General features: G+C 64.3%; 25 protein-coding genes and 1 pseudogene. 7 read left to right on the top strand and 19 right to left on the bottom strand.

The genetic code is table 11. The features are described 5' to 3' along the window. Positions 1 to 7: 7 nt before the first annotated feature. The 3 genes from EJ105_RS12270 to trbB are packed head-to-tail and all read right to left on the bottom strand — an operon-like array spanning position 8 to position 1,604. Positions 8 to 289: a VirB3 family type IV secretion system protein gene (locus EJ105_RS12270; protein ID WP_250166553.1), complete on the bottom strand. Its 282-nt coding sequence runs from the start codon at positions 287 to 289 to the stop codon at positions 8 to 10. Then, complete coding sequence (locus tag EJ105_RS12275) at positions 289 to 621, bottom strand: TrbC/VirB2 family type IV secretion system protein (RefSeq protein WP_250166554.1); 333 nt, start codon at positions 619 to 621, stop codon at positions 289 to 291. The genes EJ105_RS12270 and EJ105_RS12275 overlap by 1 nt, the downstream gene beginning before the upstream one ends. Further along, complete coding sequence (gene trbB / locus EJ105_RS12280; protein WP_250166555.1) at positions 621 to 1,604, bottom strand: P-type conjugative transfer ATPase TrbB; 984 nt, start codon at positions 1,602 to 1,604, stop codon at positions 621 to 623. Before trbB ends, EJ105_RS12275 begins: the two co-directional genes overlap by 1 nt. A 389-nt stretch (positions 1,605 to 1,993) precedes the next feature. On the opposite strand from trbB, the gene EJ105_RS12285 reads away from it, so the two are divergent. The 4 genes from EJ105_RS12285 (at position 1,994) to EJ105_RS12300 (ending at position 13,440) form a co-directional block, all read left to right on the top strand. Continuing rightward, positions 1,994 to 2,461, top strand: coding sequence for a Ros/MucR family transcriptional regulator (locus EJ105_RS12285; RefSeq protein ID WP_250166556.1), 468 nt, complete (start codon positions 1,994 to 1,996; stop codon positions 2,459 to 2,461). 209 nt (positions 2,462 to 2,670) lie between these two features. Further along, entirely contained in the window at positions 2,671 to 4,947 is a 2,277-nt protein-coding gene (locus tag EJ105_RS12290; RefSeq protein ID WP_250166557.1) for an AAA family ATPase, read from the top strand. Between the two features lie 362 nt (positions 4,948 to 5,309). Further along, the gene (locus EJ105_RS12295) at positions 5,310 to 9,044 is read left to right on the top strand and encodes a hypothetical protein (protein WP_250166558.1); all 3,735 of its coding nucleotides are present in this window, start codon (positions 5,310 to 5,312) and stop codon (positions 9,042 to 9,044) included. Between the two features lie 16 nt (positions 9,045 to 9,060). Next, a complete protein-coding gene (locus EJ105_RS12300) occupies positions 9,061 to 13,440 on the top strand; it encodes an NACHT domain-containing protein (protein ID WP_250166559.1) in 4,380 nt (1,459 codons plus the stop codon). A 258-nt stretch (positions 13,441 to 13,698) separates the two neighbouring features. Here EJ105_RS12300 and EJ105_RS12305 read toward each other — a convergent pair whose 3' ends face one another. The 15 genes from EJ105_RS12305 to EJ105_RS12375 all read right to left on the bottom strand — a co-directional run bounded on the left by EJ105_RS12305 (position 13,699) and on the right by EJ105_RS12375 (position 24,186). Further along, a complete protein-coding gene (locus tag EJ105_RS12305) occupies positions 13,699 to 14,142 on the bottom strand; it encodes a ribbon-helix-helix domain-containing protein (RefSeq protein ID WP_250166582.1) in 444 nt (147 codons plus the stop codon). Between the two features lie 8 nt (positions 14,143 to 14,150). Further along, positions 14,151 to 16,142, bottom strand: coding sequence for a conjugal transfer protein TraG (locus tag EJ105_RS12310; RefSeq protein ID WP_250166560.1), 1,992 nt, complete (start codon positions 16,140 to 16,142; stop codon positions 14,151 to 14,153). 30 nt (positions 16,143 to 16,172) lie between these two features. Further along, positions 16,173 to 17,948: a relaxase/mobilization nuclease domain-containing protein gene (locus EJ105_RS12315; protein WP_250166561.1), complete on the bottom strand. Its 1,776-nt coding sequence runs from the start codon at positions 17,946 to 17,948 to the stop codon at positions 16,173 to 16,175. After that, a complete protein-coding gene (locus EJ105_RS12320; protein ID WP_250166562.1) occupies positions 17,945 to 18,202 on the bottom strand; it encodes a hypothetical protein in 258 nt (85 codons plus the stop codon). The genes EJ105_RS12315 and EJ105_RS12320 overlap by 4 nt, the downstream gene beginning before the upstream one ends. 131 nt (positions 18,203 to 18,333) lie before the next feature. After that, positions 18,334 to 19,095 carry a lytic transglycosylase domain-containing protein gene (locus EJ105_RS12325; RefSeq protein WP_250166563.1) on the bottom strand — a complete coding sequence of 254 codons (762 nt, stop codon included), beginning with the start codon at positions 19,093 to 19,095 and terminating at the stop codon, positions 18,334 to 18,336. Between the two features lie 3 nt (positions 19,096 to 19,098). Further along, complete coding sequence (locus EJ105_RS12330) at positions 19,099 to 19,434, bottom strand: DUF736 domain-containing protein (protein ID WP_250166564.1); 336 nt, start codon at positions 19,432 to 19,434, stop codon at positions 19,099 to 19,101. A gap of 45 nt (positions 19,435 to 19,479) precedes the next feature. Beyond that, entirely contained in the window at positions 19,480 to 20,025 is a 546-nt protein-coding gene (locus tag EJ105_RS12335) for a S26 family signal peptidase (protein WP_250166565.1), read from the bottom strand. Beyond that, a complete protein-coding gene (locus EJ105_RS12340; protein ID WP_250166566.1) occupies positions 20,022 to 20,540 on the bottom strand; it encodes a DUF2840 domain-containing protein in 519 nt (172 codons plus the stop codon). Before EJ105_RS12340 ends, EJ105_RS12335 begins: the two co-directional genes overlap by 4 nt. Next, a complete protein-coding gene (locus EJ105_RS12345) occupies positions 20,537 to 20,782 on the bottom strand; it encodes a ribbon-helix-helix protein (RefSeq protein ID WP_250166567.1) in 246 nt (81 codons plus the stop codon). The genes EJ105_RS12340 and EJ105_RS12345 overlap by 4 nt, the downstream gene beginning before the upstream one ends. Beyond that, positions 20,779 to 21,432: a ParA family partition ATPase gene (gene parA / locus EJ105_RS12350; protein ID WP_250166568.1), complete on the bottom strand. Its 654-nt coding sequence runs from the start codon at positions 21,430 to 21,432 to the stop codon at positions 20,779 to 20,781. Before parA ends, EJ105_RS12345 begins: the two co-directional genes overlap by 4 nt. After that, on the bottom strand, positions 21,429 to 22,589 hold the full coding sequence (locus EJ105_RS12355) for a replication initiator protein A (protein WP_250166569.1): 1,161 nt from the start codon (positions 22,587 to 22,589) through the stop codon (positions 21,429 to 21,431). The genes parA and EJ105_RS12355 overlap by 4 nt, the downstream gene beginning before the upstream one ends. An 18-nt stretch (positions 22,590 to 22,607) precedes the next feature. Further along, the gene (locus tag EJ105_RS12360) at positions 22,608 to 22,889 is read right to left on the bottom strand and encodes a helix-turn-helix transcriptional regulator (protein ID WP_250166570.1); all 282 of its coding nucleotides are present in this window, start codon (positions 22,887 to 22,889) and stop codon (positions 22,608 to 22,610) included. Between the two features lie 141 nt (positions 22,890 to 23,030). After that, on the bottom strand, positions 23,031 to 23,639 hold the full coding sequence (locus EJ105_RS12365) for a DUF2285 domain-containing protein (protein ID WP_250166571.1): 609 nt from the start codon (positions 23,637 to 23,639) through the stop codon (positions 23,031 to 23,033). Then, a complete protein-coding gene (locus EJ105_RS12370) occupies positions 23,590 to 23,805 on the bottom strand; it encodes a transcriptional regulator domain-containing protein (RefSeq protein ID WP_250166572.1) in 216 nt (71 codons plus the stop codon). The genes EJ105_RS12365 and EJ105_RS12370 overlap by 50 nt, the downstream gene beginning before the upstream one ends. 105 nt (positions 23,806 to 23,910) lie before the next feature. Then, the gene (locus tag EJ105_RS12375) at positions 23,911 to 24,186 is read right to left on the bottom strand and encodes a DNA -binding domain-containing protein (protein WP_250166573.1); all 276 of its coding nucleotides are present in this window, start codon (positions 24,184 to 24,186) and stop codon (positions 23,911 to 23,913) included. 287 nt (positions 24,187 to 24,473) lie between these two features. Between EJ105_RS12375 and EJ105_RS12380 the strand changes: the two genes are divergently transcribed. From EJ105_RS12380 to EJ105_RS12390, 3 genes are all read left to right on the top strand, one after another. Then, a complete protein-coding gene (locus EJ105_RS12380) occupies positions 24,474 to 24,692 on the top strand; it encodes a helix-turn-helix domain-containing protein (RefSeq protein ID WP_250166574.1) in 219 nt (72 codons plus the stop codon). An 89-nt stretch (positions 24,693 to 24,781) separates the two neighbouring features. Continuing rightward, positions 24,782 to 25,426 carry a DUF433 domain-containing protein gene (locus EJ105_RS12385; RefSeq protein WP_394042106.1) on the top strand — a complete coding sequence of 215 codons (645 nt, stop codon included), beginning with the start codon at positions 24,782 to 24,784 and terminating at the stop codon, positions 25,424 to 25,426. Next, entirely contained in the window at positions 25,423 to 25,797 is a 375-nt protein-coding gene (locus EJ105_RS12390; protein ID WP_250166576.1) for a DUF5615 family PIN-like protein, read from the top strand. The genes EJ105_RS12385 and EJ105_RS12390 overlap by 4 nt, the downstream gene beginning before the upstream one ends. A 74-nt stretch (positions 25,798 to 25,871) precedes the next feature. On the opposite strand, the pseudogene EJ105_RS12395 reads toward EJ105_RS12390, so the two are convergent. Further along, positions 25,872 to 26,051: pseudogene (locus EJ105_RS12395) on the bottom strand (DUF736 domain-containing protein); the annotation flags it as partial. Positions 26,052 to 26,199 lie beyond the last annotated feature (148 nt).

Consider the following 26,199-nt stretch of genomic DNA (forward strand, 5'->3'; position numbering starts at 1 on the left):
GTTCCGCTCACACCGACAGATGGCTGGAGATGCGCAGGTGGCGCCGGGTGACCTCGACGAACATCGGGTCGCGCCGCGCGGCCCACACCGCTGCGAAGTGACCGACGGCCCCAAGGGCGAGGCCGACCAGCCAGAGGCGCAGGCCAAGGCCGAGCGCCGCCGCAAGCGTGCCGTTGAGGATGGCGATGGCACGCGGGGCGCCGCCGAGCAGGATGGGTTCGGTCAGGGCCCGGTGGACCGGGACGGAAAAGCCCGACAACTCAGCGGAGGGATCGGCCAGCGGGGTCATCAGAGGGTGACCCCGCCGCCGAACGAGAAGAAGCTCAGGAAGAAGGAGCTGGCGGCGAAAGCGATCGACAGGCCGAAGACGATCTGGATGAGCCTGCGGAATCCTCCGCTCGTGTCGCCGAACGCCAGGGTGAGTCCGGTGGTGATGATGATGATCACCGCGATGATCTTGGCGACGGGCCCCTCGACCGACGTCAGGATCTGCTGGAGCGGCTGCTCCCACGGCATCGAGGAGCCCGAGGCGTAGGCCGCGGGGGCCAGCATGGCGCTGGCCAGAAGGGCGACGGCGGTGGGACCGATGTAGCGGCGAAGGCGGCGGGCATGCTGGATCATCAGGGTTCTCCGGTTTGCTGGGAGGCTTCGACGGGGATGACGAGGTAGTCGCCGGCGGGCCCGAGCCCCTCGACGCGGGCGAGCTCGGTGAGCCGGCGCGCCGAGCCGCGGCCGGAAAGCACGGCGATGAGGTCGATGGTCTCGGCGATGAGGGCGCGGGGGACCGTGACCACGGCTTCCTGAATCAGTTGCTCCAGGCGGCGCAGGGCGCCCATGGCGCTGCCGGCATGGATGGTGCCGATGCCGCCGGGATGGCCCGTGCCCCAGCACTTGATGAGATCCAGCGCCTCGCTGCCGCGCACCTCGCCGATGGGAACGCGGTCGGGGCGCAGCCGCAGGGATGAGCGCACGAGCTCGGACAAGGTGGCGACGCCATCCTTGGTGCGTAGCGCGACCAGGTTGGGCGTCAGGCATTGCAGCTCGCGGGTGTCTTCGATCAGCACCACGCGGTCGGAGGTCTTGGCGACCTCGGCGAGGAGCGCATTCGTCAGCGTGGTCTTGCCCGTGCTCGTCCCGCCGGCGACAAGGATGTTGCGGCGCTCGGCGACGGCGAGGCACAGGGCTGCCGCTTGATCGGCCGACATGATCCCGGCGGCGACGTAGTCGTCGAGGCTGAACACGCTGGAGGCGGGTTTGCGGATGGCGAAGGCGGGGCCGGTCGTGATCGGTGGGAGGAGGCCCTCGAACCGTTCCCCGGTCTCAGGCAACTCGGCGGAGACGCGCGGTGCGCCCGGATGGACCTCCGCGCCCACATGATGGGCGACGAGACGGACGATGCGCTCGCCATCGGCGAACGACAGCCGTTCCCCGGTATCGGCGAGCCCTTCGGCCAGCCGATCGACCCACAGGCGCCCGTCCGGATTGAGCATGACCTCGACGACGGAGCCGTCTTCCAGGAAGCGCGCGATGGCCGGACCGAGGGCTGTGCGCAGCATGCGCGCGCCGCGCTGCGTCGCCTCGGAAGTGTGGTGAGTGGTCCCCATCCCGTCCCCCGCGTCGAGAGGGGACGCCACCAGCGATCCCCGGATCGGGGATGATTAAGAGAGCCTGGAATCAGGTCGGATCAACAGGTTTCGGTCGTCGTAGGGGCGTAGCGTGCAAAGACAGGAGAACGGCGGGGTCGTGGCAATGGAGATGCAGCCGATCAGCGAAGAGGCCGGCCAACGCGGAGCCGACGATGTTGCTGCCGAAGGGGAGGGGGCCAGTTAGCACCAGCCCGCGGGAGCGCGAGAACCATCCAGCGGTCCTTCCGGGCTCATTTGAATTTGGCGGTGATTGCAAATCCAAAATAGCGTCGGAGCTGGCAAAGCATCTTGCAGCCTGGTGAAAAGTGAGGTTCAACCAACACTGCTTGTTGCTTGCGAGGCGCGCCGTGACCGAGATTTCGACCGAGAATAACGACACGGATCATCTCGATCTCGTCGCGGACATCGTGGCCGCCTTCGTGGGGCACAACACCGTCGCAACCGCTGAGTTGCCGGCGCTGATCAAGAGCGTGCATGCCGCCCTGGGCAAGCTCGCCGCGCCTGCCGCAGAACCGATCGAAGAGCTGAAGCCGGCGGTTCCCGTCAAGCGGTCTGTGACGGCCGACTTCATCATCTGCCTCGAGGATGGCAAGAAATTCAAGTCGCTGAAGCGCCATCTGCGCACCGCCTACGACCTGACCCCCGAGGCATATCGCGAGAAATGGGGCCTGTCGCGAGACTACCCCATGGTTGCCCCGGGCTATGCCGCTGCCCGCTCGGAACTGGCAAAAGCCTCGGGCCTCGGCCAAGTTCGAAAGAAGGCGGCGGCACCGGTCAAGAAGGCTCCGGGACGGCGAAAGGCTCCTGCGGTCTGATCGTTGGTGGAAGAAGTTCGACGGCCTTTCATTACGCGCATGGACGTGCGGGGCTCAGCGCGAAAATTGCGCCAAATGCGGAAGTTGGCCCAATTCCGGCGAGCGGACGCTCCCCGGCTATCTCAAAGCCTCCAAGATGGCACACGCTGGAGCAAGAGGAGACGATGGGGTAGATATGTTCTAGGGGTAAAGCTGTCTGGGGGGTACAGGTGCTTACGTCCATAGAGATTGCCGGTGAGGCAACATATCCGGTTAAGGGTGAGAAGCTCACCGACCTGAAAAAGATTAATTATTTATTCGGCCATAACGGTTGCGGCAAGACAACTGTTTCACGCGTGATCCACGACCCAGCCAGCCGTGCAGGCTACACGGTCACGTGGAAGGACGGCCGAGCGATATCGACGCTCGTGTACAACCGGGACTTCGCCGACACGAATTTCGGAGATCAGCTCAAAGGAATCTTCACGTTGGGTGAGGATTCGACAAAGGTTGTCGAAGATATCGGAAGCCTCCAGAACGAAATTAGTAAGCTCGACCGGGAAATCGACGGCCTTCGCCGGAATCTCGAAGGCGAAGATGGCGAAGGCGGCCGCCGCGCAGAACTCAAGGCAGCTCGAGTTCTCCTTGATGATGCGTGCTGGAAGTCACAACAGAGCCACAAGGCGACCTTCGAAGAGGCTATGACCGGTCATCGCCAGAGTAAAGTTGCATTCTGCAACAAAATTTTGAAGGAGGCAGGGCAGAATAAGTCTGATCTCCTCAGCATAGAGGATCTCACAGCGCGCGCGGCAACCGTCTTCCAGTGGGCCACGACTCAGGAACCCTCAATAGCTCCGATCACGTTCGGCGCATTGGATGTCGTGGAGAAGTCGACGATCCTCTCGCGGAAAGTCGTAGGACGCGACGACGTAGTCGTCGCTGCCCTCATCGGCAAGCTTGGGAATAGCGACTGGGTTAAGCAGGGCGTCGACTATCTGAAAGCAGCGAACGGTCCGTGCCCGTTCTGCCAACAGAAAACTCCTGCCACCCTTATGGAGGACCTCAACTCGTTCTTCGACGAACAGTATGAGACCGATCTCGCTGAGATCGGAGAGCTGATCAGCCGATACGAGACGGTCACGAAAGGCGTTTATGACCGAATCGATGCGCTTTTGGCCTCACCGAGCAGGTTCCTTGATGCGGAAGCCCTGACGGAACGTTATCACGCCCTTCGGACGGCGTTCGAGCTCAATCAGGACCGACTGGCATCCAAGCGACGCGAGCCGAGCACCGCCGTTACGCTCGAGGGCACCAAGGGATTCGCTGATGCAATTGCAACCCTGTTGGCGCAAGCGAACGAAGCTATTAATCAACACAACGAAGCGATCCGTGATCTCTCCACCTCCAAGCGCACACTGACCGCACAGGTTTGGCGCTTCATCATCGAAGAGCGTCGCACCGACCTCGCTACGTACGAAACGTCCGCGACTGCCCTCAACAAAGCGATCGAAGGTCTGGAAGGTAAGATCTCGGAGAAAAGGACCACGCGGGCGGAGTTGGCGGCTCAATTGAAGGCGAAAGAGGCATGCATCACGAGCGTCAAACCGACAGTCGACGAGATCAACCGCATCCTGTCTTCATTTGGCTTCACAAGCTTTAAGCTCGCGGTTGCCGGCGAACGCAACGACATGTACCGGATCGTGCGCCTCGACGGATCCGACGCCGCGAAGACCCTCAGCGAGGGCGAGCGGTCGTTCATCACCTTCCTATACTTCTACCACATGCTGGCTGGCAGCACGTCCGGTACTGGAACCACGGTCGAAAAGGTAGTTGTATTTGACGATCCCGTGTCGAGCCTCGACGCCGACGTGCTTTTCATCGTGAGCGCTTTAATCCGGGGGGTGATTGCCGACGTTCGCGCCGGGAGGGGTTCCGTCCGACAGATCTTCGTGCTCACGCACAACATCTACTTCCATAAAGAGGTGAGCTATGATCGGAATCGGCCGGCCTCAGGATGTCTCCGCGATGAGAGCTTCTGGATCATTCGTAAGCGCGATAACATCTCCTCGCTCCATCACTACACCTTCAACCCAGTGAAGACCTCGTACGAGCTGCTTTGGGAGGACGTCCGCAATCCAGAGCGGGCAAATTTGACGATCCAGAACACGCTGCGACGAATCGTCGAGAACTATCTCATTGTTCTCGGAGGCTGGCACCAAGACAGCATTGTCGCGCTTTTTGAAGGGCGCGACTCCCAGATCTGCGCCTCGCTGTTCTCATGGATCAATGACGGGTCGCACAGCGCTCACGACGACATCTACCTCGCAGCCGACGACAATGCGGTTCAAGGGTATCTACGGGTCTTCGCCGAGGTTTTCGAGAAGACCGGCCACGTCGCCCACTACAAGATGATGATGCACATCAGCGACGATGAGGACGAGAATTCTGAGGAAGGTGAGCCTCCGGCCCCGGTAGCCCCAGCAGCCGGACCAGGAGCGCTGGCCTAGACTGCGTGATACGGCGCTAGCCGGATCATCAGGATCCGATAGCTCCTGGCAGCATGGAGAGCTCAGCTGGAGCGGCTTGATGGGGCTCTGCCGTGCGCCACGAAAGGACATTGGTTCTCTGTCAGATAGCGAACGTAAGTCTTCGCTCCCTCATCTCGTAGAGGTAGCCGAATTTGTGAGGGATATATTTGATGAATAGAGCAAATAATAGGGGGCAGTGCCGCGACCCAAAGCCGTCTCCTAAACTGCCCAAGGCCGCGTCGAGGGCAGGATCAAACGCCGGCCGAGGCTTTCGTTATCAGGATGCCGTGTCCGCTTGGTTGGCGGTAGAAATATGGGCTGGTCGACGAGCACCCGCCACCGTGATCCCGGAAGGCGGTGACGATATTGAGCTGCGCGGCGACGCGACGAGCTTTGTCCAAGTTAAGAGCCGGCGTGAGCACCTTGGGGACTATACGGAAAGCGAGACAGCCGGACATATCGAGGATCTGTGGAGTCGGTCGCTCGGCTCCGCACTGCGACCGGAGCGACTGGCGCTTGTTCTTGAGCGGGAGGTGGCTGGCCTCAGTCCCCTCGACGATCAACCCGCTGCCCGCTCAATTGAAGGTCCGATCAGCGCCAGACTTTCAAAGTTCAATGGGGCTTCAGATCTGCTCCCGAGGACGTCGATCGTCGTGGCGACCTCACCGCAGGAATGGGCAATCAGCCTGATCGTGGACCGGCTAAGCTGCGCCCCGATCGCGGCTCAGATGTGCTTTGCCGAACTGCTGATTCGGGTGGGTGCCTTGGCAGACGCTAACGGCCGGTTGGCGTCGGAGAACTATCGTGGCCTTTCGCTCTCTGACACCGAAACCTCAATCCGCGACGTCTTGGCCGCTATCGACGTCGATGCGATCGAACACGCGCTCAGGGATGGCGTTTGCGAACCGGTAGATTTCCTCACCCCCCTAAACGATCCAAACTTCTATCTCGGGGTCGATGCAGAACCCGGCCACATCGCGGCGGGACTGGTATCCGAGCGGCCCCGAAGCAGGTCCGCGTTGATAGAAGGTATTGAACAACGTCGGGCCGCGTTGATCGTCGGCCCATCTGGGGCCGGCAAATCCGCTTTGATGTGGGAAGCCGCCAACACGCTGCGCCATACCGTGCGGTGGTTTCGAATCCGCCGTCTGAGTTCGGCGGACATTCCATCTCTGCGTCAATTGATCCGCACGTTCTGCGCTTCGGAAGACAGTCCTTTGGGCTTCGTCATGGATGATATCGGCCGAAACGGGCCGGAAAGTTGGGGCGCCTTGCTCAAAGAAGCGATGTCCGTACCCGGCGTCGTCCTGCTCGGTTCGGTCAGGGAGGAAGATGTAACGCTGATTGCCGAGCGTGCCCGTGCAGCCGAAATACGCGCCGATCCCGATGATGAGCTTGCGGAGCGGCTCTGGCGAGAGCTGTGCGAGGCCGAAAAGACGAACTGGCTGGGTTGGCGCGAGCCGTGGAAGATGAGCGATGGTCTCCTTCTCGAATATGTCCATATCCTGACGCGCGGGCAAAGGATGCACGAACTCCTCGCCGATCAGGTTGCGGCCAGGATTACGGATCCGAAGCGTTCCCTTGAACTCGATATTTTGCGATCCGGCGCTTGGGCGGGCGCGGCAAACGCTGAAGTCGATGCGTCGCGACTGGCGCGAACTCTTTCGGTCAGTCATGCCGATCTGTCACGCGCACTACAGCGCCTCATCCAGGAACATCTGGTTCGTTCGCCTGCTCCGGGCGCGGTTACGGGCCTCCATCAACTTCGATCCGAAGAATTGTTGCGATTGACGCACGAGACGGCATTGCCGACGCTCGAAACCAGTTTCCAATGGACGGTTGCAAGTGTGACCGCCTCCGACCTCGAGCCCTTGGTCGCCGACACGTTATCGGCGCGACGCCTGACGGTCGCGGCAGTGCTCGATAGCTTGATTGTCCGCTTGGAGGGTGATCCAGACCCGCGCGCATTGGCCTCAGCGCTCCGGGGTCTAGGTTCAGGCCGAGTTTCCTCGGGCGTGGACGAATGGCTGGACACTCCGGAAGCTCGTGCGTTGCCACGAACACAGGTTGGGAGCGCCGCACTGTTCGGGATTACCGATACCGATCTGGCTGGTCTCAACTTCATCCCGGAGGTTCAGGACGCAGTCGACCGACTTTCGCAGATTAAGGGTTCTCCGAAAGATGATCCCCGTCACCTGTTGATGGAACGCATGTCACCTTCTGCCTTGTCTGTCCTGATCGAGACAGCGGATCTGGCGAGCCTCAATGAGATTCTCGCGGCCTTGGTCGGAATGCCTTTGCCTAACGCGATACGGACCAGCCTAATGCAGGTTCCAGAAGGCCTATTGACCGCAGATCTACATCTTGTGGGCTCGGCAATGGGCACTCTCGCCGCCCTAGATCGTGAGATTGCTACACACTGGGTCGCCGAGGTCGGGCAAGACGCACTGCTCGCACGGGTTCAGACAGAGACGGCTTGGGCTTGTCCTGTGACAATCGAAGATGCAGACGATGGAGTAGTGGTTCGTTGCGATCTTTGGTACGTCGCCGGCTCCGTACAGGAAAATCCGCACGGGGCGGTTGTGAGTTTGTGCGAGCTGATTTTGGCCCTGTGTCCGTCGGCTGACATTGCGGTGTCCAACGCAATTACCGCAAGCGGTGAACTTGCCGGCCTCGCCGAGTTGCCGCTCGCGACAAAGCGGATTCCCCGTGACAATCTCCCTCCGCCGTCTGTTCCTCAATGGAACCGGCGATGGCGGGATTTGATCTCCCGTCGCGTCGCAGCTCCAAGCTATAGCCATTATCTTGCAAGAGGAGCGGCCATTCTCGAGGCCCTTGTGCCGACGTTGGAGAAGATCTTCGATGCGCATTTTCGAGGAAAGGATGCCCTCGGCAGCCTCGCCGACAGGCTGAATTCGCTCAATGCGGAAACTGAGGCGTTGACACCTCCGGCTCTTTCGCCATTGGAAGCGTCAGGAGCGGGAAGCGGAGAGGCCAGCACCGCCGTCACCAAGTTTCAGAACCTCCTAAACAGCGCCAGCGTCAATCTCGTCAAGAGGTTCGCGATACTGCCCGATCAAGCTGGCGCATACATTGCTTGGTTGAGCGATCTCATCGTAGATGTCGACACTGCCGTCGCCGAAGAGCCTTGGCCGCTCATTGGCGAGGGGGCTCCGCCAATGCTCATGCGACTCAAGTCGCTCTTGGAGGCGCTACGACTGCTGGCCGGGGAAGCGCACGAGCGAAAGGAGCCGCCAGCGGCAACTTGGGCGGTGCGCGGCAAGGGGGCGAGAGTAGGCAACGCCGTGCGGCTTGTATCCCTCTCTGCCAAGGCCGCGGGGGAAACACGACTGGCGCGGCGTAAGGCGGAAATTGAACGTTCGGCAGTGGAAGCCGGGATAGTCGTGGAATTCCATCTCCGTGCTAATCCCACAGGTATTCTCCCATGGCCTCCGGTAGATGTTCTAGCGTTGCTGCCTGCGTCTGACATCCCAGATGCGGTGGTCGCCTTCTCTGAACAAGCGGAGCTCGTAAGGTCATTGGTGGACTGGTCGGTCCACCTGACAATCATGCCTTTCATTGAGGGTATCGCATTTCCGGCACTGGCGAGGTCAGGTTACCAAACCCTTCTTCCTGACGTACAAGGCGCCGTCGGCTGGGCTGAAGAACTCGGATTGCCCCAAGCTTCGTTTGCTATAGCGGTCTTGTTTGGGGAGGTGGTGAGTCTGGCCAGCGAACTTGGCGCGATGGATCAAAAAGGCCTTGGAACTGAGACGCGCCCCGAAGAAGAAATCTCTGCCCATCGAATTTTGGAGATAGACTTTGCCAGAAAGCACGATGAGCTGACCAGGCGACTCCATGTTTTTGACGTAGGCTTGCAGCCGGCTGTGTCGGAATTGATTGAGTACATGCGAACCGGCGATTCTGACTTCGCCGCGAAAGCGCAAGCTGCGATTGGAGGAACTTCCAGCGATATCGTCGAGGTGATGGGGTACTTATCTTTGCTTTTGATATCAGCCGACATCGGCAAAATTTCAGTCGAAGGGCAGCTTTCAGAACGTGTCCAAGCGACCTAATCCGGGCAAGCCATCGATGGCCAAAAACAAGAACAGAGACGAGTTTTCGCCCGCAACCAAGCGGGCCATTGAGCGGCAGGCGCGCGGCCATTGCTCCAACCCGGCATGCCGCCGTTTGACCCACGCCGCCACGTCCGATGGCGAGGGTGAAATCAATATTGGTCAAGCCTCGCACATCTGCGCGGCCGCGCCGGGCGGTCCCCGCTACGACGCGCAAATGACTCCCGACGAGCGCGCGGCCGCTGACAACGGCATCTGGCTCTGCGACGTGCACGGGCGTGCCGTCGACGCCAAGGATTCGAAATTCACCGTCGAGGAATTGCGTGGGTGGAAGAGACAGACGAACGAGGATTCGTGGCGCAGCGTGATGCACAACGTGCCGTTCGGGCCCGACATGCAAGCGCCCACGCCGGACGATCTGGGGCGCCGCCTGCGAGCAGCGGCCTCAGCCGACCTGGCCGTGTTCCGTCGAACGCCCAAATGGCCGGGCACAAACGTGGCGCTCACGCTGACGTTAAAGGTGAAGCATGTGGACGAGACGCTGAGCACGCGCGCGCTTGCCAACGCCGTGACCATACTGGATGACCTTATCCTTGTCGCGGCGCCCGGAATGGGAAAGACGACAACCCTTTTTCAGGTCGCCGACGGCGTGTTGGAGATCGGCAATGGCACGCCGCTTATCGTACCGCTGGGGGATTGGGCCACCGAAGGCGATGCGCTGCTCGTATCCATCCTGAAACGCCCCGCGTTCAACGGAATTTCAGAGCAGGATTTCCGCACCGTCGCGACGAAGGCCGGCGTCGTGCTGCTTCTTGACGGCTGGAACGAGCTGGATGCCGCCGCACGCGAACGCGCGCGCGTGCAAATCACGGCCCTCAAGACTGAATTGCCGGAACTCGGTCTCGTCATTTCCACGCGCAGGCAGGCCCTCGACATTCCTTTTGCCGGGACGCGGGTCGATTTGCTGCCGCTTGACGACGAGCAGCAAATGGAGATTGCGCGCGCCATGCGCGGCGAGGCTGGCGCACAGCTCGTTGAGCAGGCGTGGCGGACAGCGGGCGTCCGCGAACTCGTCACCATCCCGCTCTATCTCACGGCGCTGCTGTCGCTGCCGGAGGGCGCGCCTTTTCCGACCACAAAGGAAGAAGTGCTACGGCGCTTCGTTGCCGCGCATGAGCAGGAAGCCCGCCCTGCGGCGGCGCTTCATGCCGTGGCCCTCGGCTTCCAGCGGGACTATTTGGACAATCTCGCCATGTTCGCCACGACAACAGCCAACACAGCGATCACGGACAGCAACGCACGCAAATCGGTTGCCGAGACCGCGCGGGGCCTGGTGGCTGATGGGCAGATGACCATCACCACACAGCCCGACACGTTGCTCGACACGCTTGTCAGCAATCACGTTCTGACGCGCTCCGGCGATACGCCGGGTTATTCGTTCCAGCACCAGCAATTTCAGGAATGGTACGCCTCGCACTACGTCGAACGACTGATGCTACAGGCCGTCAGCGCTCCGGAAGCACGCGATAAACTGAAAGCCGACGTGCTCAATCGGCGCCCGTGGGAAGAAGCAGTCCTTTTCGCCGTCGAACGGAGCGCGCGCGGCGACGGCGCACAGAAGGCCGCATGCAGCGCCGCTATTCTCGCGGCCTTCGAAGTCGACCCCATCCTCGCGGGCGAAATGATCTTCCGCGCCACCGACGACGTTTGGGCGCCGATCGGAGCCGAGATCCGTAGCCTCACCGAAAAGTGGCACGCGCCTGGCAGGGTGGATCGCGCCGTGCGGTTCATGATCGCGTCCGGCAGGCCAGAATTCGGCGATCTTCTGTGGCCGCTTATTTCGCACGCGAACACTCAGGTGCACTTGCCCGCCCTCCGAGCGGCACAGCGATTTCGTCCGTCCGTGCTCGGCAGCGATGCCCCGGCGCGGATCGCGGCGTTGCCTCCGGAAATCCGAAAGAATGTGCTGCATGAAATTGCCTCGCACGGCGCAATCGATGGCCTCGACCTCGCGACCGCGATTGCGAAAAAGGATAGCGACCCGGATGTGAAAGCGACGGTGGTCGAGGCGCTTTCATTTCGGCGGGCGGATCGCCACATCGCCGACTTGCTCGCTGACGCGGGCGACGCGACCTACGATATTCTCGCCGAGAAGGGTCACCTCGACGACATTGGAGTCGATGCCGCCCAGCAAGAACTCCACCGAGCGCGCGAACGGCGCAAGGCCGTTGGCATTTCGCACTTCCAGCGCTTGCGCGCGCTCGTCTATGCGCCGCCGGGTGGAGGAGGACGCGACGCCGAAGTTACTGAGATTATCGCCGAAATGGAGATCGACCGGACGCGCGATGGCGAGATGCACCTGTTGTACGAAGTGCGAAAGCGCTACCCGCAGGCTCTAACTGACGGGCTGCTGTGCCGCGTGCGCGAGCGCCGCGAACTCTTCTACGGCGCGGACAATATTCTTGCGGCCGCCGGGTTGGCCCTTGAGGACGGCGCGCTGCTCGGGATCGCCCTCGAAGAAACAAGCCGCCACGATGATCGCGCCGAGGCAGCTGCTTCAGTGCTGGGGCCAAACGCTGTTGGCCGGCTGATCGACGCGTATCTTGCCGCCCATAAAATCGTGCGCGACGCGAGCGGGAAGTACGATCAGGCGGCGGCTGATCGCTATCATGATCTGCGCGCCCGTATTGGCCATACACCGGGCGCAAGTTTGGTGGCCGCCGTTCAGGCGCGGGCGGCAAACGCCGACAGTGAGGAAATCGCCCAACTGGCCGAGCTGCTTTCCCGCGAGACCTATGGCGACGAGGAACGAGCCCGGCCCTTCAATGAGGAAGGCTTGGCCGCAATCGGAATTCTTGCGGAGGATTGGGGCGAGCGCATGCTCGTCGCTGGAGATGAGAAGCGTTGGCGATTCGCCACTATTGCAACCATGTTGAGCCAGGCGCCGTCTGTCGCGCATCTTCCACTCTTGAAGAGGCTGCTCGACGACAACTTGCGTCGCTATCGGGCTTTCCGCGAAAAGGCCGCCGCGAGTGGCTGGAGAGATTGCGACGTTGTACATGAAGCGCAACACCCGCACATGCACGAGTATCAACGCGCGTTTTTGGCAATCAATTCGCCGGAGACTGCCGCGCTGATGGGCGAATACCTGACTGATGAGCATTTTGGTGAGCTGGCGGCGCGTGTGCTGGCTGTCCAGTGGTTCGAGGCGAACGAACCCAAGGACGAAAAGAGATTCCGCCATGGTGTAGATTTCTCGCGCGTGGAAGCATGCCACGTGGCTCGCGGCGCCGATCCGACCGCGACATCAGTTGAGGCGGAGGCAATCTTCGACGGAATCGACAGGCTGATTGTCGATGGTGCGACAGATGCGCAAGTGAAGCTGGGGGTTGCGCTCGGCGTTGTCGGATCGCGACTCCCGCACGGCCAGCGTAACGAGACGATCCAGAAACTCATTTCTCTCGCGCCAAGGCAAGCCCGCGCAGACTTGCTGTTGTCGCTAGTCCTCTCCGGCGAGGACATCGACATCAAGCTCGTCGCCGACGGTATCGCTGAGACCTTTGAAGCAGCCAAGAAGGAGACTTGGATTTTAACTGAAGGCGACGCATATCAGCTACGTGCTTGGTTGCGTCTTTTGCCGTTCGCCACGCCCGTCACCAGTCTGCCCGCCATCGTGCGTGGCATGCCGGACGCTCAGCGCGGTCCGCGAATGCTCGAAGAAATGGTCAGCGGGCTCAGCAATTCGTCCTCGGATGACGCAGAAGGCGTGATCTTCACGCTCGCCGAACAAGATCTGCGCCTTTATCAAAATCATCAGTGGCGCGGGACCGCATTGAGCCTCGATACCGTATCCGCCGCGCACCGTCTTGTTGATTTGACCGTCAGCGGCGCTCTCGACGGCAAGGCATACGACGAGTGGCGTTGGCGACGCGAACTGGGTGGCTTGATTTCGGAGTTTCCAGAGGTGCGCGCATACGTCTACGACCTCTTGAAGGATGGGCCGACATCAAAGCAACTTGCCTTGCTCGCCAGCGCGGTCGCCGAAGATCCTGACACGGACGACATACTGATGCTAATCGATTTCGAGGTTAGAACCGGACGCTCGTTCATAGGATGGCAGGCAGTCCAAAGCGCCGTCACAGAACACGTTCCGGCAGAGAACTGGGAAGGTGCTTACAACATCGTACCTGTCCCGGCCGTAGAGCTGCGCCGGAAGCTGCTAGCGATGACGGGCAGCGGCGGCAAGGACGATCCCGCCGCCCGCTGTCTCAACCTCATTGACAAGCTCCGGGACGAATACGGTGCGCCGGAATCGGAACCACGCCATCCCGATCTTGCGTCAGGGCGCCCTTGGCCAATCTTGACTCCCGATCCCGACGCGGAGGACGGGAGCTGATTGACAAGCGCACCATCCAGGCGAATTGCCGGCTTCGAACGCAGGCGCATGTCCACTTCCCGGCTTCCTGTCCTATCGCAAAGCCGCCAGTCCATTCACGTCCTTATACCAGTTGTTCAGCCAAGGTGACCAACCTGCCCTAAAGCAGACCGTCCCAAAGCTGGCTATGGGTCACGACCGCCCATCGCTCGCCGTTCGAGCTCGGCTGACGGAGAACGGACATTGCGGAATGCGTTGAGGGGTTGCTGCGGGATCTGGCTACCTTGCGTCAGTGCGGTTCGGCTCGTCAGCTACAGGTTGTCCTGAGACGTCGTCCGGGATCTCATGCAGAAAGTTCTGTCCTTTCTGAAGTCGCTTGCCGAGCGTTTCGACGAATCCCTCGTAGCGCTCTCGCCCCTTGATCTGCGCGGCTGCCTGGGCGTCGCTTGGCAGCGGCGGGGTGATTGTGAGCCAAAACCGCACGAAGAGGGCCAGCGTGTCGGCCGTGACCCGGAGGTCGCGTTCGATGCGGGCAGCCTGGCGGGAGAGCCGATCGAGGCGACGGGCAAAGGCCGCCTCGCGCTTGTCAGCACCGTCAGGAGAGAGGAAGGACGCGACCGCCGCCTCGACGATCGCCGAGCGAGACAGCTTCCGGCGCTCGGCAAGCTCGGTGATCTCCTTGAGCATCTGCGGCGGGAAATACACATTCATCCGGTCACGCATGGCCATCCTCACAGATCGATGCCGTCATGGGGGTCGAGCGCCGCCTGCCTTGCGACGCCGCGCATCTGCTGCCGCAGGACACGTGCCTGCTGGACCGTGTCGTCCGGCTCTTCGTCGAGGACGATTGCGAACTCGTCCGCGGCTCCTGCCGGCGTGGTCTCCTTGGCGATGGCGATGTGGTCCGGGAGTTCGGGCTCACGGCGCAGGCCGCTGTTGGCGGTGTCCGCCTCGGCCTTGGCCAGTTCGGCGACGAGACCGGCATCCGGCTTCTGTGGCACCAGGGTCGACCAGCCATCTTCCCGGCTGGTCCTGGTGGTCCGGGAGGGGGCGGGCGGCGACAGGACCCGCTCGGTGAAACGGTGATCCTCGTAGTACCGGGCTTTCTTTGCCTTGATCGGAGGCGTGCCGGCCGCCATGACGATCTCGTCGGCAGGGGGAAGCTGCATGACCTCCCCGGGGGTGAGGAGTGGCCGTGCGGTCTCCTGCCGCGACACCATCAGGTGTCCGAGCCAGGGGCTGAGGCGGTGGCCCGCATAGTTGCGCATGGCGCGCATCTCGGTGGCGGTGCCCAGGGAATCGGAGATGCGCTTGGCCGTCCGCTCGTCGTTTGCGGCGAAGCTCACGCGGACGTGGCAATTGTCGAGGATCGAATTGTTGGCGCCATAGGCCTTCTCGATCTGGTTGAGCGACTGGGCGATCAGAAAAGCCTTGATCTTGTACCCGGCCATGAAGGCCAGGGCGCTCTCGAAGAAGTCGAGCCTGCCCAGGGCCGGGAATTCGTCGAGCATCATCAGCACGCGATGGCGCCGGTCCCTGGCGTGGAGGTCCTCAGTCAGGCGACGCCCGATCTGGTTCAGCACGAGGCGAATCAGCGGCTTCGTCCGACTGATGTCCGACGGCGGCACGACGAGATAGAGCGAGACCGGCCGCTCGTCGGCAATGAGGTCGGCGATGCGCCAGTCGCAGCGGCGGGTGACTGCGGCCACCACGGGGTCCCTGTAGAGCCCGAGGAACGACATGGCGGTGCTCAGCACACCGGAGCGCTCGTTGTCCGACTTGTTGAGCAGCTCCCGCGCTGTCGAAGCGACGACAGGATGCGGACCATCCTCCCCCAAATGGCGGGTGGTCATCATCGCCCGCAAGGTCGCCTCGATGGGCCGGCGCGGATCGGAGAGGAAGGCCGCGACGCCGGACAGGGTCTTGTCGTCCCCGGCATAAAGGACGTGCAGGATCGCGCCCACCAACAAGGAATGGCTCGTCTTCTCCCAGTGGTTCCTCCGATCGAGCGAGCCTTCCGGGTCGACGAGGACGTCGGCCACGTTCTGGACGTCCCGCACCTCGAAGTCGCCGCGGCGGATTTCGAGGAGCGGGTTGTAAGGAGAGGACTCCGGGTTCGTGGGGTCGAACAGCACCACCTTGCCGTGCTGGGCCCGGAAGCCGGCGGTCAGCTGCCAGTTCTCGCCCTTGATGTCATGGACGATGGCCGAGCCCGGCCAGGTCAGGAGCGTCGGCACCACGAGACCCACACCCTTGCCGCTTCGGGTCGGGGCGAAGCACAGCACGTGCTCGGGGCCGTCATGCCGCAGGTAGTCTCGTCCGAGCTTGCCCAGCACGACGCCATCCGGCCCGAGGAGGCCGGCGGCCTTGATGTCGGGCGGCTCGGCCCAGCGGGCCGATCCATAGGTCGAGACGGCCTTGGCTTCGCGGGCCCGCCAGACCGACATGGCGATGGCGACCGCGATGGCGAGGAAACCTCCCGAGGCCGCGATGACCGCGCCCCAGTTGAAGATGTCGGGGGCATAAGCGTCGTATGAGAACCACCAGGCGAAGAAGGCCGCCGGGAAATAGACCGGAACACCAGCGAGGCTGAACCAGGGCGGCCCGAGCTGCGCCTGGAAGCCGAGCCGCCAGGCGACATATTGCGTCGCCGCCCAGGTGGTGACGAGCACGATCAGGAAGACGACGATGATCTGGCCCCAGAGGATCTTGGTGGCGGACATGGGCGCTCCTTGTCTGCGGTTCGCGGGTACCTAGAGGCCGAGGTCGCGTTTGCGGCCGAGGCTCCACTCAATGCCGCCGCCGTCCTTCGCGGTGCCCGTGACATGCTGGCCGAGCTTCTTCTCGAGCTCGCGCGACCACGGGACGAGCTGGAACCCAAGGCCGCTGTCGATCATGGCGTAGCGGCCAGAGGCCAGTGTCAGGCGCTGGCGGTAGAGGCCGGCGACGTGCTCGCCTGCGGCAGTCTCGTGCTGCGGCAGGCCGGTCTCAGCGGAGAGCCTCGCCCCGACCGCATCGAGCTCGCGTCGGCGGAGGGTGGCGAGGAGATCGCGCTGGAGGATGATGCGCTGGCCCTGGCGGCGGGCGAGGCCTTCCTCGACGAGATGCTCGGCCCGCGCCTGCATGGCCTCGCGTGCCTTCTGGCCGAAGCCGCCCATGGCCATCGCCATGGGCTCGCGCTCGACGAGGCGGTGATCTAGCCACGTGGCGCCCGTCGCCGTGACCTGATGGGCGAGATCGAAGTCGGAACGGGTGGCGAGCACCAGGGTCGGCTGGGCATCGTCCGCGCCTCCGAAGCGGCGGACCTCGACGATGCCGCCGAGGGGAGGGGCGTGCGCGAAGGCCTCGATGCCGCGGAAGCGGACATGGTGGGCGCGGCCGTCGATGCCGTCGATCACGGCATAGGCCTCGCCCGTCAGCTCGTTGTGCAGGCCTCGGTCGACCAGCCGGCCCAGAATGGGGGACGGGCTCGCCGCGCCATCGATGACATAATCGGCGACGCCGCGCTCCTGGCCGCGTTCGGTGAAGGCGCGGTGCATGGTCTTGATGATGTCGCCGCGCATGCCGAGGTCGCGCAGCGCCCGCTCCGCCTCGAGCCCGACCATCCACTCACCCGGTCCGGCGGGAGCGGTGAGGCCCATCTTCTCCAGATGCTGGAGCCGACCGATCATCAGCCGGCGGATCTCGGGGTCGGAGGCGCCGGGGTTTTCGGGACGCAGGTCGATTTGGCCTGTGTCATCCGCGGCGGCGCAAATCTCGGCGTCGAGACGGGTCCAGCGCTCGGCGGCGACCTCCTTCTCAAGGGCGTGTCGGACCTCATGCTCGGGCTTCGGGCCGAGCTCGATCTCCACCAGCTCCTGGGCGCGGGTGCGCAGCCCCTGGCTGATATAGTCGCGGGAGATGACGAGGTCGGCGCCAGTCTCGTCCACCCCACGCACCAGCAGATGGACGTGGGGGTTGTCGGTGTTCCAGTGGTCGACGGCGACCCAGTCGAGACGTGTCCCGAGATCGGCCTCCATCTGCCGGACGAGGTCGCGGGTGAACGCCTTGAAGTCCGTGAGGTCGGCCGCGTCCTCCGGCGAGACGATGAACCGGAAATGGTGCCGGTCATCCTTGCACCGCTCGGCGAAGGCGCGATCGTCCGCGCGATCCGAGCCGGCATCGAACAGGATGCCCTTCCCTCCCTCCCGGCTGACCCCGTCCCGCTTCAGGTAGGAGAGGTGCGCGGCGAGCGGCGCCGAGCGGAACGCCTTGCCGGAGTGCCGGGCGATGCGGGCCGCCACCACCACGCGCCGGCTTCCTGAGAACAGCCGGCTTCGGCTGAAGCCAAGGCGGCCGCGGCCGAAGGTGGAGCGCCCGGGTGCACCGGCTCGTCCCCGGCCTGCGCCCGAGCCGTGCGCCCCGTTGCCCACATGGCCTGCCTTCTTCGCGGCGCGCAGCACCTGGTTGATGAAGCTCTTCTGCCGAGGCGCCCGGGTCGAGCGGATGCGGCCAGGTCGGACACGGAAATCGCTGTCGCCCTCGCTCATGCCAGCACCTCGGCAAAGACCAGATGCCAAACGGTGCCAGAAACACCCTTGAAATCATTGCCGAAAGTGAAGGGCGCGGCACGCCCACCGACCGACCGGCACGCCGGAACCCAAGCCGTGTCAATGGCTTGCGGTTCGGCCGGCGAGCCGCTTTTATCTTGCCCTCCTATTCGGTCGTGTTTCCACTGCTCTTGCCGTCCCGCCTTTCCTATCCAGGACAGCGCGTGAGGCCGCGAGGGTGCGAGCGCGACCATCGGGGCTCTCCTGCTGCTGTTCGGCAAGGGGAACTGCGCTGGGCCATGTCCGTGGAGCGTTTCGGCAGGAGGAGTGTCCGCAGTGAGGTGCGTGCCACGATGGCCGCTGGCGACGGCATGGGTATACGAGATCATGGCCGTCTTCCTCCGTCTCGGAGGGCAACAAAAAGGCCTGAGGGCTGCGGTGCGAGTGCAGGCGCGGCACCTGGCATCAGTTCGTGCGGATCGCTTCCGGACGGTGCGGCGGTGGTGGTCGCATCAGTGGACGGGGCGCGCTCCGGCTGCGAGACGAACAGCGGCGCGGCGCGCCAGGATTGGGAATCGACGGCAGGTGTGGCCATCGGCGCCGGTAGCTCACCGCCACCGAAGGCCGGCGTGAGCATGGCGACATAGGCGCGGGTCTCGGCCGGCAACTGGCGGCCGGCGAGATACGCCTCGTAGCGCGCCGGCCCCGCATGGTAGGCCGCGAGCAGGCCCGGAGCGCCGTAGCGGTCGTTGAGTTCGCGCAGATAGGCGGCGCCGGCGAGGATGTTGTCGCGCGGATCAAAGGGATCATCACCGAGACGGTGGCGGCGGCGCAGCTCCGCCCAGGTCTCGGGCATGATCTGCATCAGGCCCATCGCGCCCTTCGGGGAGACGGCGGTGGCGTCCACGGCGCTCTCGGCGCGCATGACGACCCGGATCCAGGACGCCGGAATGCCGAAGCGTTGTGCAGCCTCGGCAATCGGAGCGTCGAAGGGATCGCTCACCTCCAGCCGACCGACGGGCGCGTCCTGCGCGCGCAAGCCGACCGGTGCGGACGTGGTGGCGAGCAGGCCGGAAAGGAGAAGGAGGCTCAGGCGGCGGGCGGCGGAAGGCCACCCGGCGGTGGGTTGTCGGCAGCGTTGCAGCATTGCTCAGTCCCGCTCGCTGCGCTTCGACGGACGGGTCCAGTGAAGGCCCCATGCGGTTCGGTCGATGAGGGACTGGAACAGGTGGGCGCGGATGGGCTGGAGAAAAACGGGATCATCGATCACCAGGGAGACGTAGTCCCCGGCCTTTTCCCCGATGCGCTTCCAGCCCGCGCCGATCTCCGGCCCGTCGTCGTCCAGGAGATGAACGCGGTAGTCCGGCGCATGCTCGGCGTCGGACTGCTCGGCTGGCACGAGGACGATCTCCGCGTCGATGGAGAGGGTGCGGATGTGTCCGGCATAGCCGTTCCGGGTGCGGCTGAACTGACCGATGAGGGACATCGGGTGCTCCTATGAGGTGGGTGGGAAGGGATTGGGCGCAGGGCGTCACCGGGTCGGCGCGCGCCAGACGAAACGGCCATCGCCGTCTTCGTCGGTGTAGAGCGGCATGGCCTTGCCGATGACGGTGCTTGCCGGAAGCGGGCCGAAGTAGCGGCCGTCCAGGCTGTCGTCGGACTGCCAGTTCATGAGGAAGAGCTCGCCGTCAGCGACAACGTGGCAGCCGTTCCAGGAGGGCAGGTCCCGGCCGAGGTGGTCGCGGTCGAGCGCACGTCCCATGGCGACGCCGTCGACGGTGATCTCGCCGCGCAGCCGGCAGACACGCTGTCCCGGTAGCGCGGCAACGCGCTTCATCAGCGGCACGCCCTCGGCCAGATAGCCACGCGCCGCCAGGAAGCGTCCGAGCCAATCCGGCGTCGCGACGGCGACGAGGTCGGTGACTTCGAGGTGCTCCGTGGTCCCGATGGTGTAGAGACCGATCGGCACGCTCGGCGAGGCGTTCCAGACCAGCTTCAGCGAGGTCGGGACGAACGCCGCGCCGGCGACGCCCATGGTCACGAAGTAGGTCGCCATCACGTAGCCGAAGCGCGTCATGGCTGCGCCCTCCGGCGCAGCAGGAAGGCGCGGTGCTGCTCGATGGTGTAGGCGCGGGGCTCCTGGTCGGCGGTCAGGCGATTGTGGACGTGGCGCCAGTAGTCCGGCGAGACGTGGGCCGGATCGATGCCGCGCGTCTCGATGGCGTCGATCGCCTGCAGCGCGCTCCAGACCTTTGGCCAGCCGCTGACGCGCAGCAGGATCTCCCCGCCGGGGCGGACGAAGGACAGGGTCTGGAACGGTGTCCCTTCGTCGACCGCGCGGATGATATCGAGGCGCGAGAGGATGGTGCCATAGTCGTTGGCGGCCCAGCGCACGAAGCAGAACACCGTGTTTGCCGGAAATCCGAGGACACGCCGGTGGCGGTTGATGATCTCCTCGCAGGTGTGGCGGCCGAAGCGAATCCAGGTCTCGATCCGCTTCTCCACCCAGGTCAGCTCGACGAAGGTGATCGCGGAGTGAGGACCGCTCGGCCGAGGGTCTTCGCACCGGCGGGACGTCGCGGAGCCGGTCATGGGGTGTCTCCTTCGGGAGCAGGCGGGAACTCGCGCCCGAGGAGGTCGCGCAGCATGTCGGCGACGGTGACGCCGCGCTGGAATGCCGCGATCTTGATGCGGGCGCGTTGGTCGGGGGTGACGTCGATGGTGAGCCGCGCCGTGAAGGCGCCATCCGGCGCCTCGCGCCCAGGCCGCGCTTCGGGCGTCTTGATCCAGGTTTCGGCATCGCCCGGGCGTGCCGCGAAGCCGCGCCGGCTCATGCCGCGATCCTCCCGATGCGCAGGCGGTCGATCTCGGCGGCCAGCGCTGCGATCTCACGCGCGGCCGGGCTCGTCTCGTCGATCTCGAAGGCGAGCCGGCCGGTCTGCGCGGCGTCGGCAAAGACGACGCGCTGGCCGACGGTGGTGGCGAGCACCGGCGGATCGTGATCGGCCAGGGTCTCGGCGGTCTCGCGGGCGATGACGGTGCGGGTGGCGCACCGGTTCAAGATGAACCGCGCGGCGAGCTGCGGCCGGTAGATGCGTGCTTCCCGCAGCAGGGCGAGCATCTCGGCCGAGGCCCAGCCGTCCAGGGGAGACGGCTGGACCGGCAGCAGCACCAGGTCGGACGCCAGCAGCCCCGAGCGCATGAGACTGGCGATGCGGGGCGGCCCATCGATGATGACGTGGTCGACATCACGGGCAAGCTCCGGCGCCTCGCGGTGCAGCGTGTCGCGGGCAAGCCCGACGACGCCGAACAGGCGCGGCAGCCCCTCACGGGCGCGCTGCTGCGACCAGTCGAGGGCCGAGCCCTGGGGATCGGCATCGATCAGGGTGACGCGCTTGCCCTGGCGCGCCCACGTGCCGGCGAGGTGCAGGGCCAGCGTGGTCTTGCCGACACCGCCTTTTTGGTTGGCCAGCGCGATGATCATCGCTGGCCTCCCCGACGAGGGTCGAGGGGCAGTTGCGCAGGGCCGCAAGTATCGCGAGTCGTAAAGCCGTCTTCACGGAAATCCGTATCGCGTCTATCTTTGATTGTCAGAGATCGAGCGGCGCTTTCCGGCTTCGTAGCGATGTTGTCCACATCGCGTGCGCGCGTCTTAAAGTTAGAGTCTACGTTAGAATCTAAGTTAAGGGCGCGATTTCGCTTTTTCTCCCCGCGATTTAACCCCGATTCTGGTTCCCGATAGCACGACTGTGCGGTTCCCGATGGCACGATATCCGGGGTTCCCGATAGCACGAGGGGATCCACAGCCTGTCCACAGGGTGCCGACGGCTCGAAGGCGAGCAGCAGGCGACCGCCGATCTCCGCTTCGAGAAACAGCAGGTAGCCCGGCAGCGGCTGGCGGCGGATGACGTCGCGAAGCTCAAACGCGAAGCGCTTGAAGGGCGAGAGGCTGCCGGACTTCTGGTGCAGGTGGCGCAGTTCGAAGCGCCAGCCGTCGCGCTGCCGCCCGCCGTGCTTGCGCACCAGGCGGTAGAGCCAGCGGTCGAGGCCGCCGGTGAGATCGAAATAGGCCCGGTCGATGGTGAGGACAAGGGCATCGTCGAGGACGGCGCGATAGAACCAGTCGGGGACGATCAGCTCGAGGCCCATGGGCCGGCCGGCGCCATCGGTGCGCTCCTGCCACTCGTTGATCCAGGAGAAGCGATGGCGCCGACCCTCGGCCGGCTGGCGGATGGACGTGACCACCGTCGTGGACTGGAGACGGTCGAGGGCCGCCTTGAGGCGCTGGTAGTCCCGCAGGGACACCCCACGCCGGATGAACGTCAGGATCTCGTAGGGGGTCGCTGCCATCAGGCGCGAGGTGCGCAGTCCCGCATCGCGGGCCTCGACGATCTGGCTTGCCGCCCAGATCAGGATGTCGGCATCCCAGATGGTGGCCATGCCATGGTCGGGCACGGCCTCGACCCGGATGGCGACATCACCGGCTGAGAAGTCGATGGGCGCGATGCGGTGCGACTTGGCGAGGGAGAAGAACGGATAGGCCATGAGATCCTGTGCATCGCGGGGCGCGAAGTCGCCGGGACGGGCGTGGAACAGGTCGAGCTGCCCACGCTCGGGGGAAGGACGGTGGTGCGCCGGCATTGGGAAGCCGCCGCCGGATCAGCGGGCGTAGCGGCCGGCAGAAGCCGGCGGGGCAGGGGCGTGGCGTTTGGCCGGCAGCACGGTGCCGCGGGGATCGGAGGTGGAGGTCACCGCGCCGCGCTCGGCCCAGGCCCTGAGGTCGTCGACGGCATAGACGACGCGGCCGCCCAGCTTGCGGTAGGCCGGGCCGGTTCCATAGGTGCGGTGCTTCTCCAGGGTGCGGGCGGACAGGCTCAGAAATTCCGCGGCTTCCTTGGTGCGCAGGTAGCGCGGCGGGAGAATGGCGAGATCGGGTCGCATGGATCGGGCCTCCGTGAGGGTCGCTCAGACCGCCGGGGGAGGGCGGTCGGTGACGGTCACGATGGCGAAGCGCGACTGGCGAGATGCAGTGGGATTTTGGGGGGACCTGAATTCCCACACCGGCGAGGACGCCCGGTCGGGCTAAGATCGCCGACGATGACGAAGCAGCTTGCGATATCCGCCGGAGATCATGGCGCGCGCACCGCGCAGCAGGCCCATGACGGCGTGACGGGCCGAAGAGGCCTGCCATTCGTCGCGGGTGAGCCGGCCGCTGTCGAGGACGACCTCGGCGATCTCCTTCTGGGTCGCGCCAGTGCGGTGGCCATCGGCGGCCTGCAGCATGCGGCGAGCCCGTGCCAATTGCTGCGGCGTCAGGCGGGTGTCAGGAGGCACGTTGCGGCCATGCAACGAGGCGAGGAGCCGGGCGACGGCTTCGAGGCGATCGAAGCCGTCAAGGCTGAGCGGCACGACGGCCGCAAGCGGCCGACCCGGTGCTGCGTCGGGCGGAAAGACGAGGTGGAGGCGCTGGCCGTTGGCCAGGTCGCGCAGATGGTGAAGCCCGTCATCGGCACGGACAAGATCCGAGCCGTTCAGCAGCGAGAGCACATCGCTGGAGGAACGGAAGGCTGGCGGCGCGAAGGTGAGGATGACGCTGCTGGTATCTTCCTCTGGCAGCCAGAAGATGTCCGCGTCGGTTGCCCTATGCGCCGGATCGACCGGGAAATCGCAGTCCCCACTTTCGCGCTGCACCTTCCGTCAGCGCTGGAGCAGGATGTTCGGCTTGGCTGAACGCCGCGTAGCTGCTCTGGTAGTCTTCGTTGCGCCTCAGCCATTCCCATCCGATGTCGGGGGCGGTCAGCGTGTCGACATAGTCGTAGGTGGACTGTGATCGCCAGCGGGACGTGTCCAGGGACATGGCATTCTCCGACCGTCAGTCTGGGCAGACTCAGCCGGATACAATTCTCGCGTGTGCGACGCTGCGGAAGCCCCGGATTGCGCAACAGGTGTTGCCGTCAGCGCATCACGAGGGCGGGTCGCGATGGCCTTCGCGAACGAGCAGGCGGTAGCCGTCCGTGGTCATCCAGCGGGCGCGGGCGAGGTGGGTGTCATAGATGCGGCGGGCCCGTTCGGGCTCACGATCCGGGTCGAGGCCGAACAATACCGGGACCACCTCGCGCCAGTCCGCACCGTCTGTCGCGGCGTCCAGGAGGCGCAGATAGAGCTTCATGTGCGTGCGGTCGTAGTCGGTGAGCGTCGAGCTCTCCGGTGGCTCGTCGAGGAAGGTTGCGTCGCTCATCCCTTTTGTCCCAAGGCTTCATTGAGCTTCGGCGCAGGTTGGGACCCAACACCCACCGTCTCGATCTGGTCGTTGAGGGACCGGCCAATGCGGTGCCCCTGGCATGAAACCGCGGTCGTTCGTCTTGTCATGTAACCAGGGTCCCCATTCCCTGATTGATGGCGGGACACGCTTGGCTTATTCCCGCCGATCATCGCCCATGGACCATACGCTGATCCTCTTTCAATGGCGAGATTACATATTAAAGTTGATAAACTCAAAGTATGTAAATTGTCATCCGTCTGCGCATGGACATGCGCAAACTGGTCGGACGGAACTTCGCCCGCCTGCGTCGGGAGAAAGGCCTGACCCAGGAGGAGGTCGAGGCGCGCTCTGGCTTCAGTCAGCAATATCTCAGCGGCCTCGAGCGTGGCAGGCGGAATCCGACCGTCATCACGCTCTACGAATTGGCGCAGGCGCTCGATGTCAGCCACGTCGAGCTGGTCAAGCCGGACGACGAAACCTGACAGGCGACTCCCGTCGGCGAGGGGGGATTGAGGCGGCGGCCTCTACCGTCCAGGCGAACACTCCTATATTATTCTCTACGAGGAGAATGATTATGGCTGCCGACCGCATCTACACCCCGACTGAAGCTGCTGCCGTGAGCGGCATGGCGGTGAAGGCGGTGCACAATGCCATCGACAAGAAGATCGTCGAGACGAAGGCCGATACTCGGCCGAGCGGCGCGGCCCGACGCACGCTGACCCAGGAGGGACTGCTGCGCCTCAAGCTCTGGCACGGCGTCGGATCGGCCTTGAGCGCGGAGCGGCGCGAGAAGCTGTTCGAGGCGATCGCGGCGACGCCGAACGCCAAGACGGTGAGAGCCGACGAACTGCTGATTGTCGATGTGGGAGCCGCGCGCAAGCAGCTCGACGCGCAGATCCGGACGCTCGATGAGGCGGAAGCCGCGGTTCATCGCAGGAAGGATACGTTGGGTGGCGAGCCGGTGTTCAAGGGCACGCGTATTCCCGTGCGCATGGTCGCCGCCATGCTGGCGCAGGGGGCGAGTGCCGAGGAGATCCTCGAAGGCTATCCGGCACTGGCGCCGCGCATGCTGGAGCTGGCGGCGATCTGGGTTGCCGCCCACCCGGCGCGCGGACGGCCGAAGACGCTGGACGAGCAGGGAGTGCGGCTGAAGTCCTCGCAGCGTTTGACGCTCAAGGGCGATCCCAGGTCGCGCCGGTCCGGCACGGCTGCATGAAGTTTCTGATCGACGAGTGCCTGCACAGGTCCCTCGTGGCCGTGGCGCAGGCGCGAGGACATGACGCCACGCATGTGACGTGGCTCGGCCTTGGCGGCGAGACTGACTGGAACCTCATGCCTCGGATCGTCGCCGAGGACTTTACCTTCGTGACCAACAATGCCCGCGACTTCCGCAAGCTCTACGTGAAGCAGGAGCTTCATGCGGGGCTGGTCATCATCGTCCCTCAGGTGGTGCCGGCCCGCCAGCGCGAGCTGTTCGACGCGCTGCTGGAGGCGCTCGCGGCCGAGGAGGTCTTGATCAACGAGGCCATTGAGATTGTTGAGGAGGCCGGCGCGGTGATCCTCAGGCGATATGCGCTTCCCGGCTGACATCCCCAGGTGCCACGGCGCTGGGTGGTGGAAGCCCCGCCCGGACCGTCCGGGCGGGGCATGTCGCGGGGGCCTCAGTCCGGGCTGCGGCGTCCGTTGGGGCGGGACCAGATGAGGCTGTAGCCCTCGGCATCCTCGTCCTCGAAGAGGTTGGCGTAGATGGGGGCGTTGAAGCTCGGGTCGTCGAGCTTGAGGCCCAGATAGTCCCGGCCCTCGTTGGAGCGCTTGGCCCAGGCCGCCCCGATCTCGATCTTATGTGGAGCTCCACATAACATCGATTATGCGGAGAGCGGGATTATGCAGAGCGCCGGCCTGTAAGGTCTGTGTTGCCGCCGGTTTCGGCGGGGGTTCTGCTCCGCATAATTGCGGGCTGGAAGGTGGGCGCCCCGCGGGAAGCGGAGC

Origin of the sequence: Xanthobacter aminoxidans (assembly GCF_023571765.1) — a bacterium.
GTDB classification, from domain to species: domain Bacteria; phylum Pseudomonadota; class Alphaproteobacteria; order Rhizobiales; family Xanthobacteraceae; genus Xanthobacter; species Xanthobacter aminoxidans.

Excerpts from the sequence above, each read along its gene's own strand:
- EJ105_RS12270 (WP_250166553.1), bottom strand. The coding sequence starts at position 289 with ATGACCCCGCTGGCCGATCCCTCCGCTGAGTTGTCGGGCTTTTCCGTC.
- EJ105_RS12275 (WP_250166554.1), bottom strand. The coding sequence starts at position 621 with ATGATCCAGCATGCCCGCCGCCTTCGCCGCTACATCGGTCCCACCGCC.
- trbB (WP_250166555.1), bottom strand. The coding sequence starts at position 1,604 with ATGGGGACCACTCACCACACTTCCGAGGCGACGCAGCGCGGCGCGCGC.
- EJ105_RS12300 (WP_250166559.1), top strand. The coding sequence starts at position 9,061 with ATGGCCAAAAACAAGAACAGAGACGAGTTTTCGCCCGCAACCAAGCGG.
- EJ105_RS12305 (WP_250166582.1), bottom strand. The coding sequence starts at position 14,142 with ATGCGTGACCGGATGAATGTGTATTTCCCGCCGCAGATGCTCAAGGAG.
- EJ105_RS12310 (WP_250166560.1), bottom strand. The coding sequence starts at position 16,142 with ATGTCCGCCACCAAGATCCTCTGGGGCCAGATCATCGTCGTCTTCCTG.
- EJ105_RS12315 (WP_250166561.1), bottom strand. The coding sequence starts at position 17,948 with ATGAGCGAGGGCGACAGCGATTTCCGTGTCCGACCTGGCCGCATCCGC.
- EJ105_RS12320 (WP_250166562.1), bottom strand. The coding sequence starts at position 18,202 with ATGGTCGCGCTCGCACCCTCGCGGCCTCACGCGCTGTCCTGGATAGGA.
- EJ105_RS12325 (WP_250166563.1), bottom strand. The coding sequence starts at position 19,095 with ATGCTGCAACGCTGCCGACAACCCACCGCCGGGTGGCCTTCCGCCGCC.
- EJ105_RS12330 (WP_250166564.1), bottom strand. The coding sequence starts at position 19,434 with ATGTCCCTCATCGGTCAGTTCAGCCGCACCCGGAACGGCTATGCCGGA.
- EJ105_RS12335 (WP_250166565.1), bottom strand. The coding sequence starts at position 20,025 with ATGACGCGCTTCGGCTACGTGATGGCGACCTACTTCGTGACCATGGGC.
- EJ105_RS12340 (WP_250166566.1), bottom strand. The coding sequence starts at position 20,540 with ATGACCGGCTCCGCGACGTCCCGCCGGTGCGAAGACCCTCGGCCGAGC.
- EJ105_RS12345 (WP_250166567.1), bottom strand. The coding sequence starts at position 20,782 with ATGAGCCGGCGCGGCTTCGCGGCACGCCCGGGCGATGCCGAAACCTGG.
- parA (WP_250166568.1), bottom strand. The coding sequence starts at position 21,432 with ATGATCATCGCGCTGGCCAACCAAAAAGGCGGTGTCGGCAAGACCACG.
- EJ105_RS12355 (WP_250166569.1), bottom strand. The coding sequence starts at position 22,589 with ATGCCGGCGCACCACCGTCCTTCCCCCGAGCGTGGGCAGCTCGACCTG.
- EJ105_RS12360 (WP_250166570.1), bottom strand. The coding sequence starts at position 22,889 with ATGCGACCCGATCTCGCCATTCTCCCGCCGCGCTACCTGCGCACCAAG.
- EJ105_RS12370 (WP_250166572.1), bottom strand. The coding sequence starts at position 23,805 with ATGTCCCTGGACACGTCCCGCTGGCGATCACAGTCCACCTACGACTAT.
- EJ105_RS12375 (WP_250166573.1), bottom strand. The coding sequence starts at position 24,186 with ATGAGCGACGCAACCTTCCTCGACGAGCCACCGGAGAGCTCGACGCTC.
- EJ105_RS12380 (WP_250166574.1), top strand. The coding sequence starts at position 24,474 with ATGGACATGCGCAAACTGGTCGGACGGAACTTCGCCCGCCTGCGTCGG.
- EJ105_RS12390 (WP_250166576.1), top strand. The coding sequence starts at position 25,423 with ATGAAGTTTCTGATCGACGAGTGCCTGCACAGGTCCCTCGTGGCCGTG.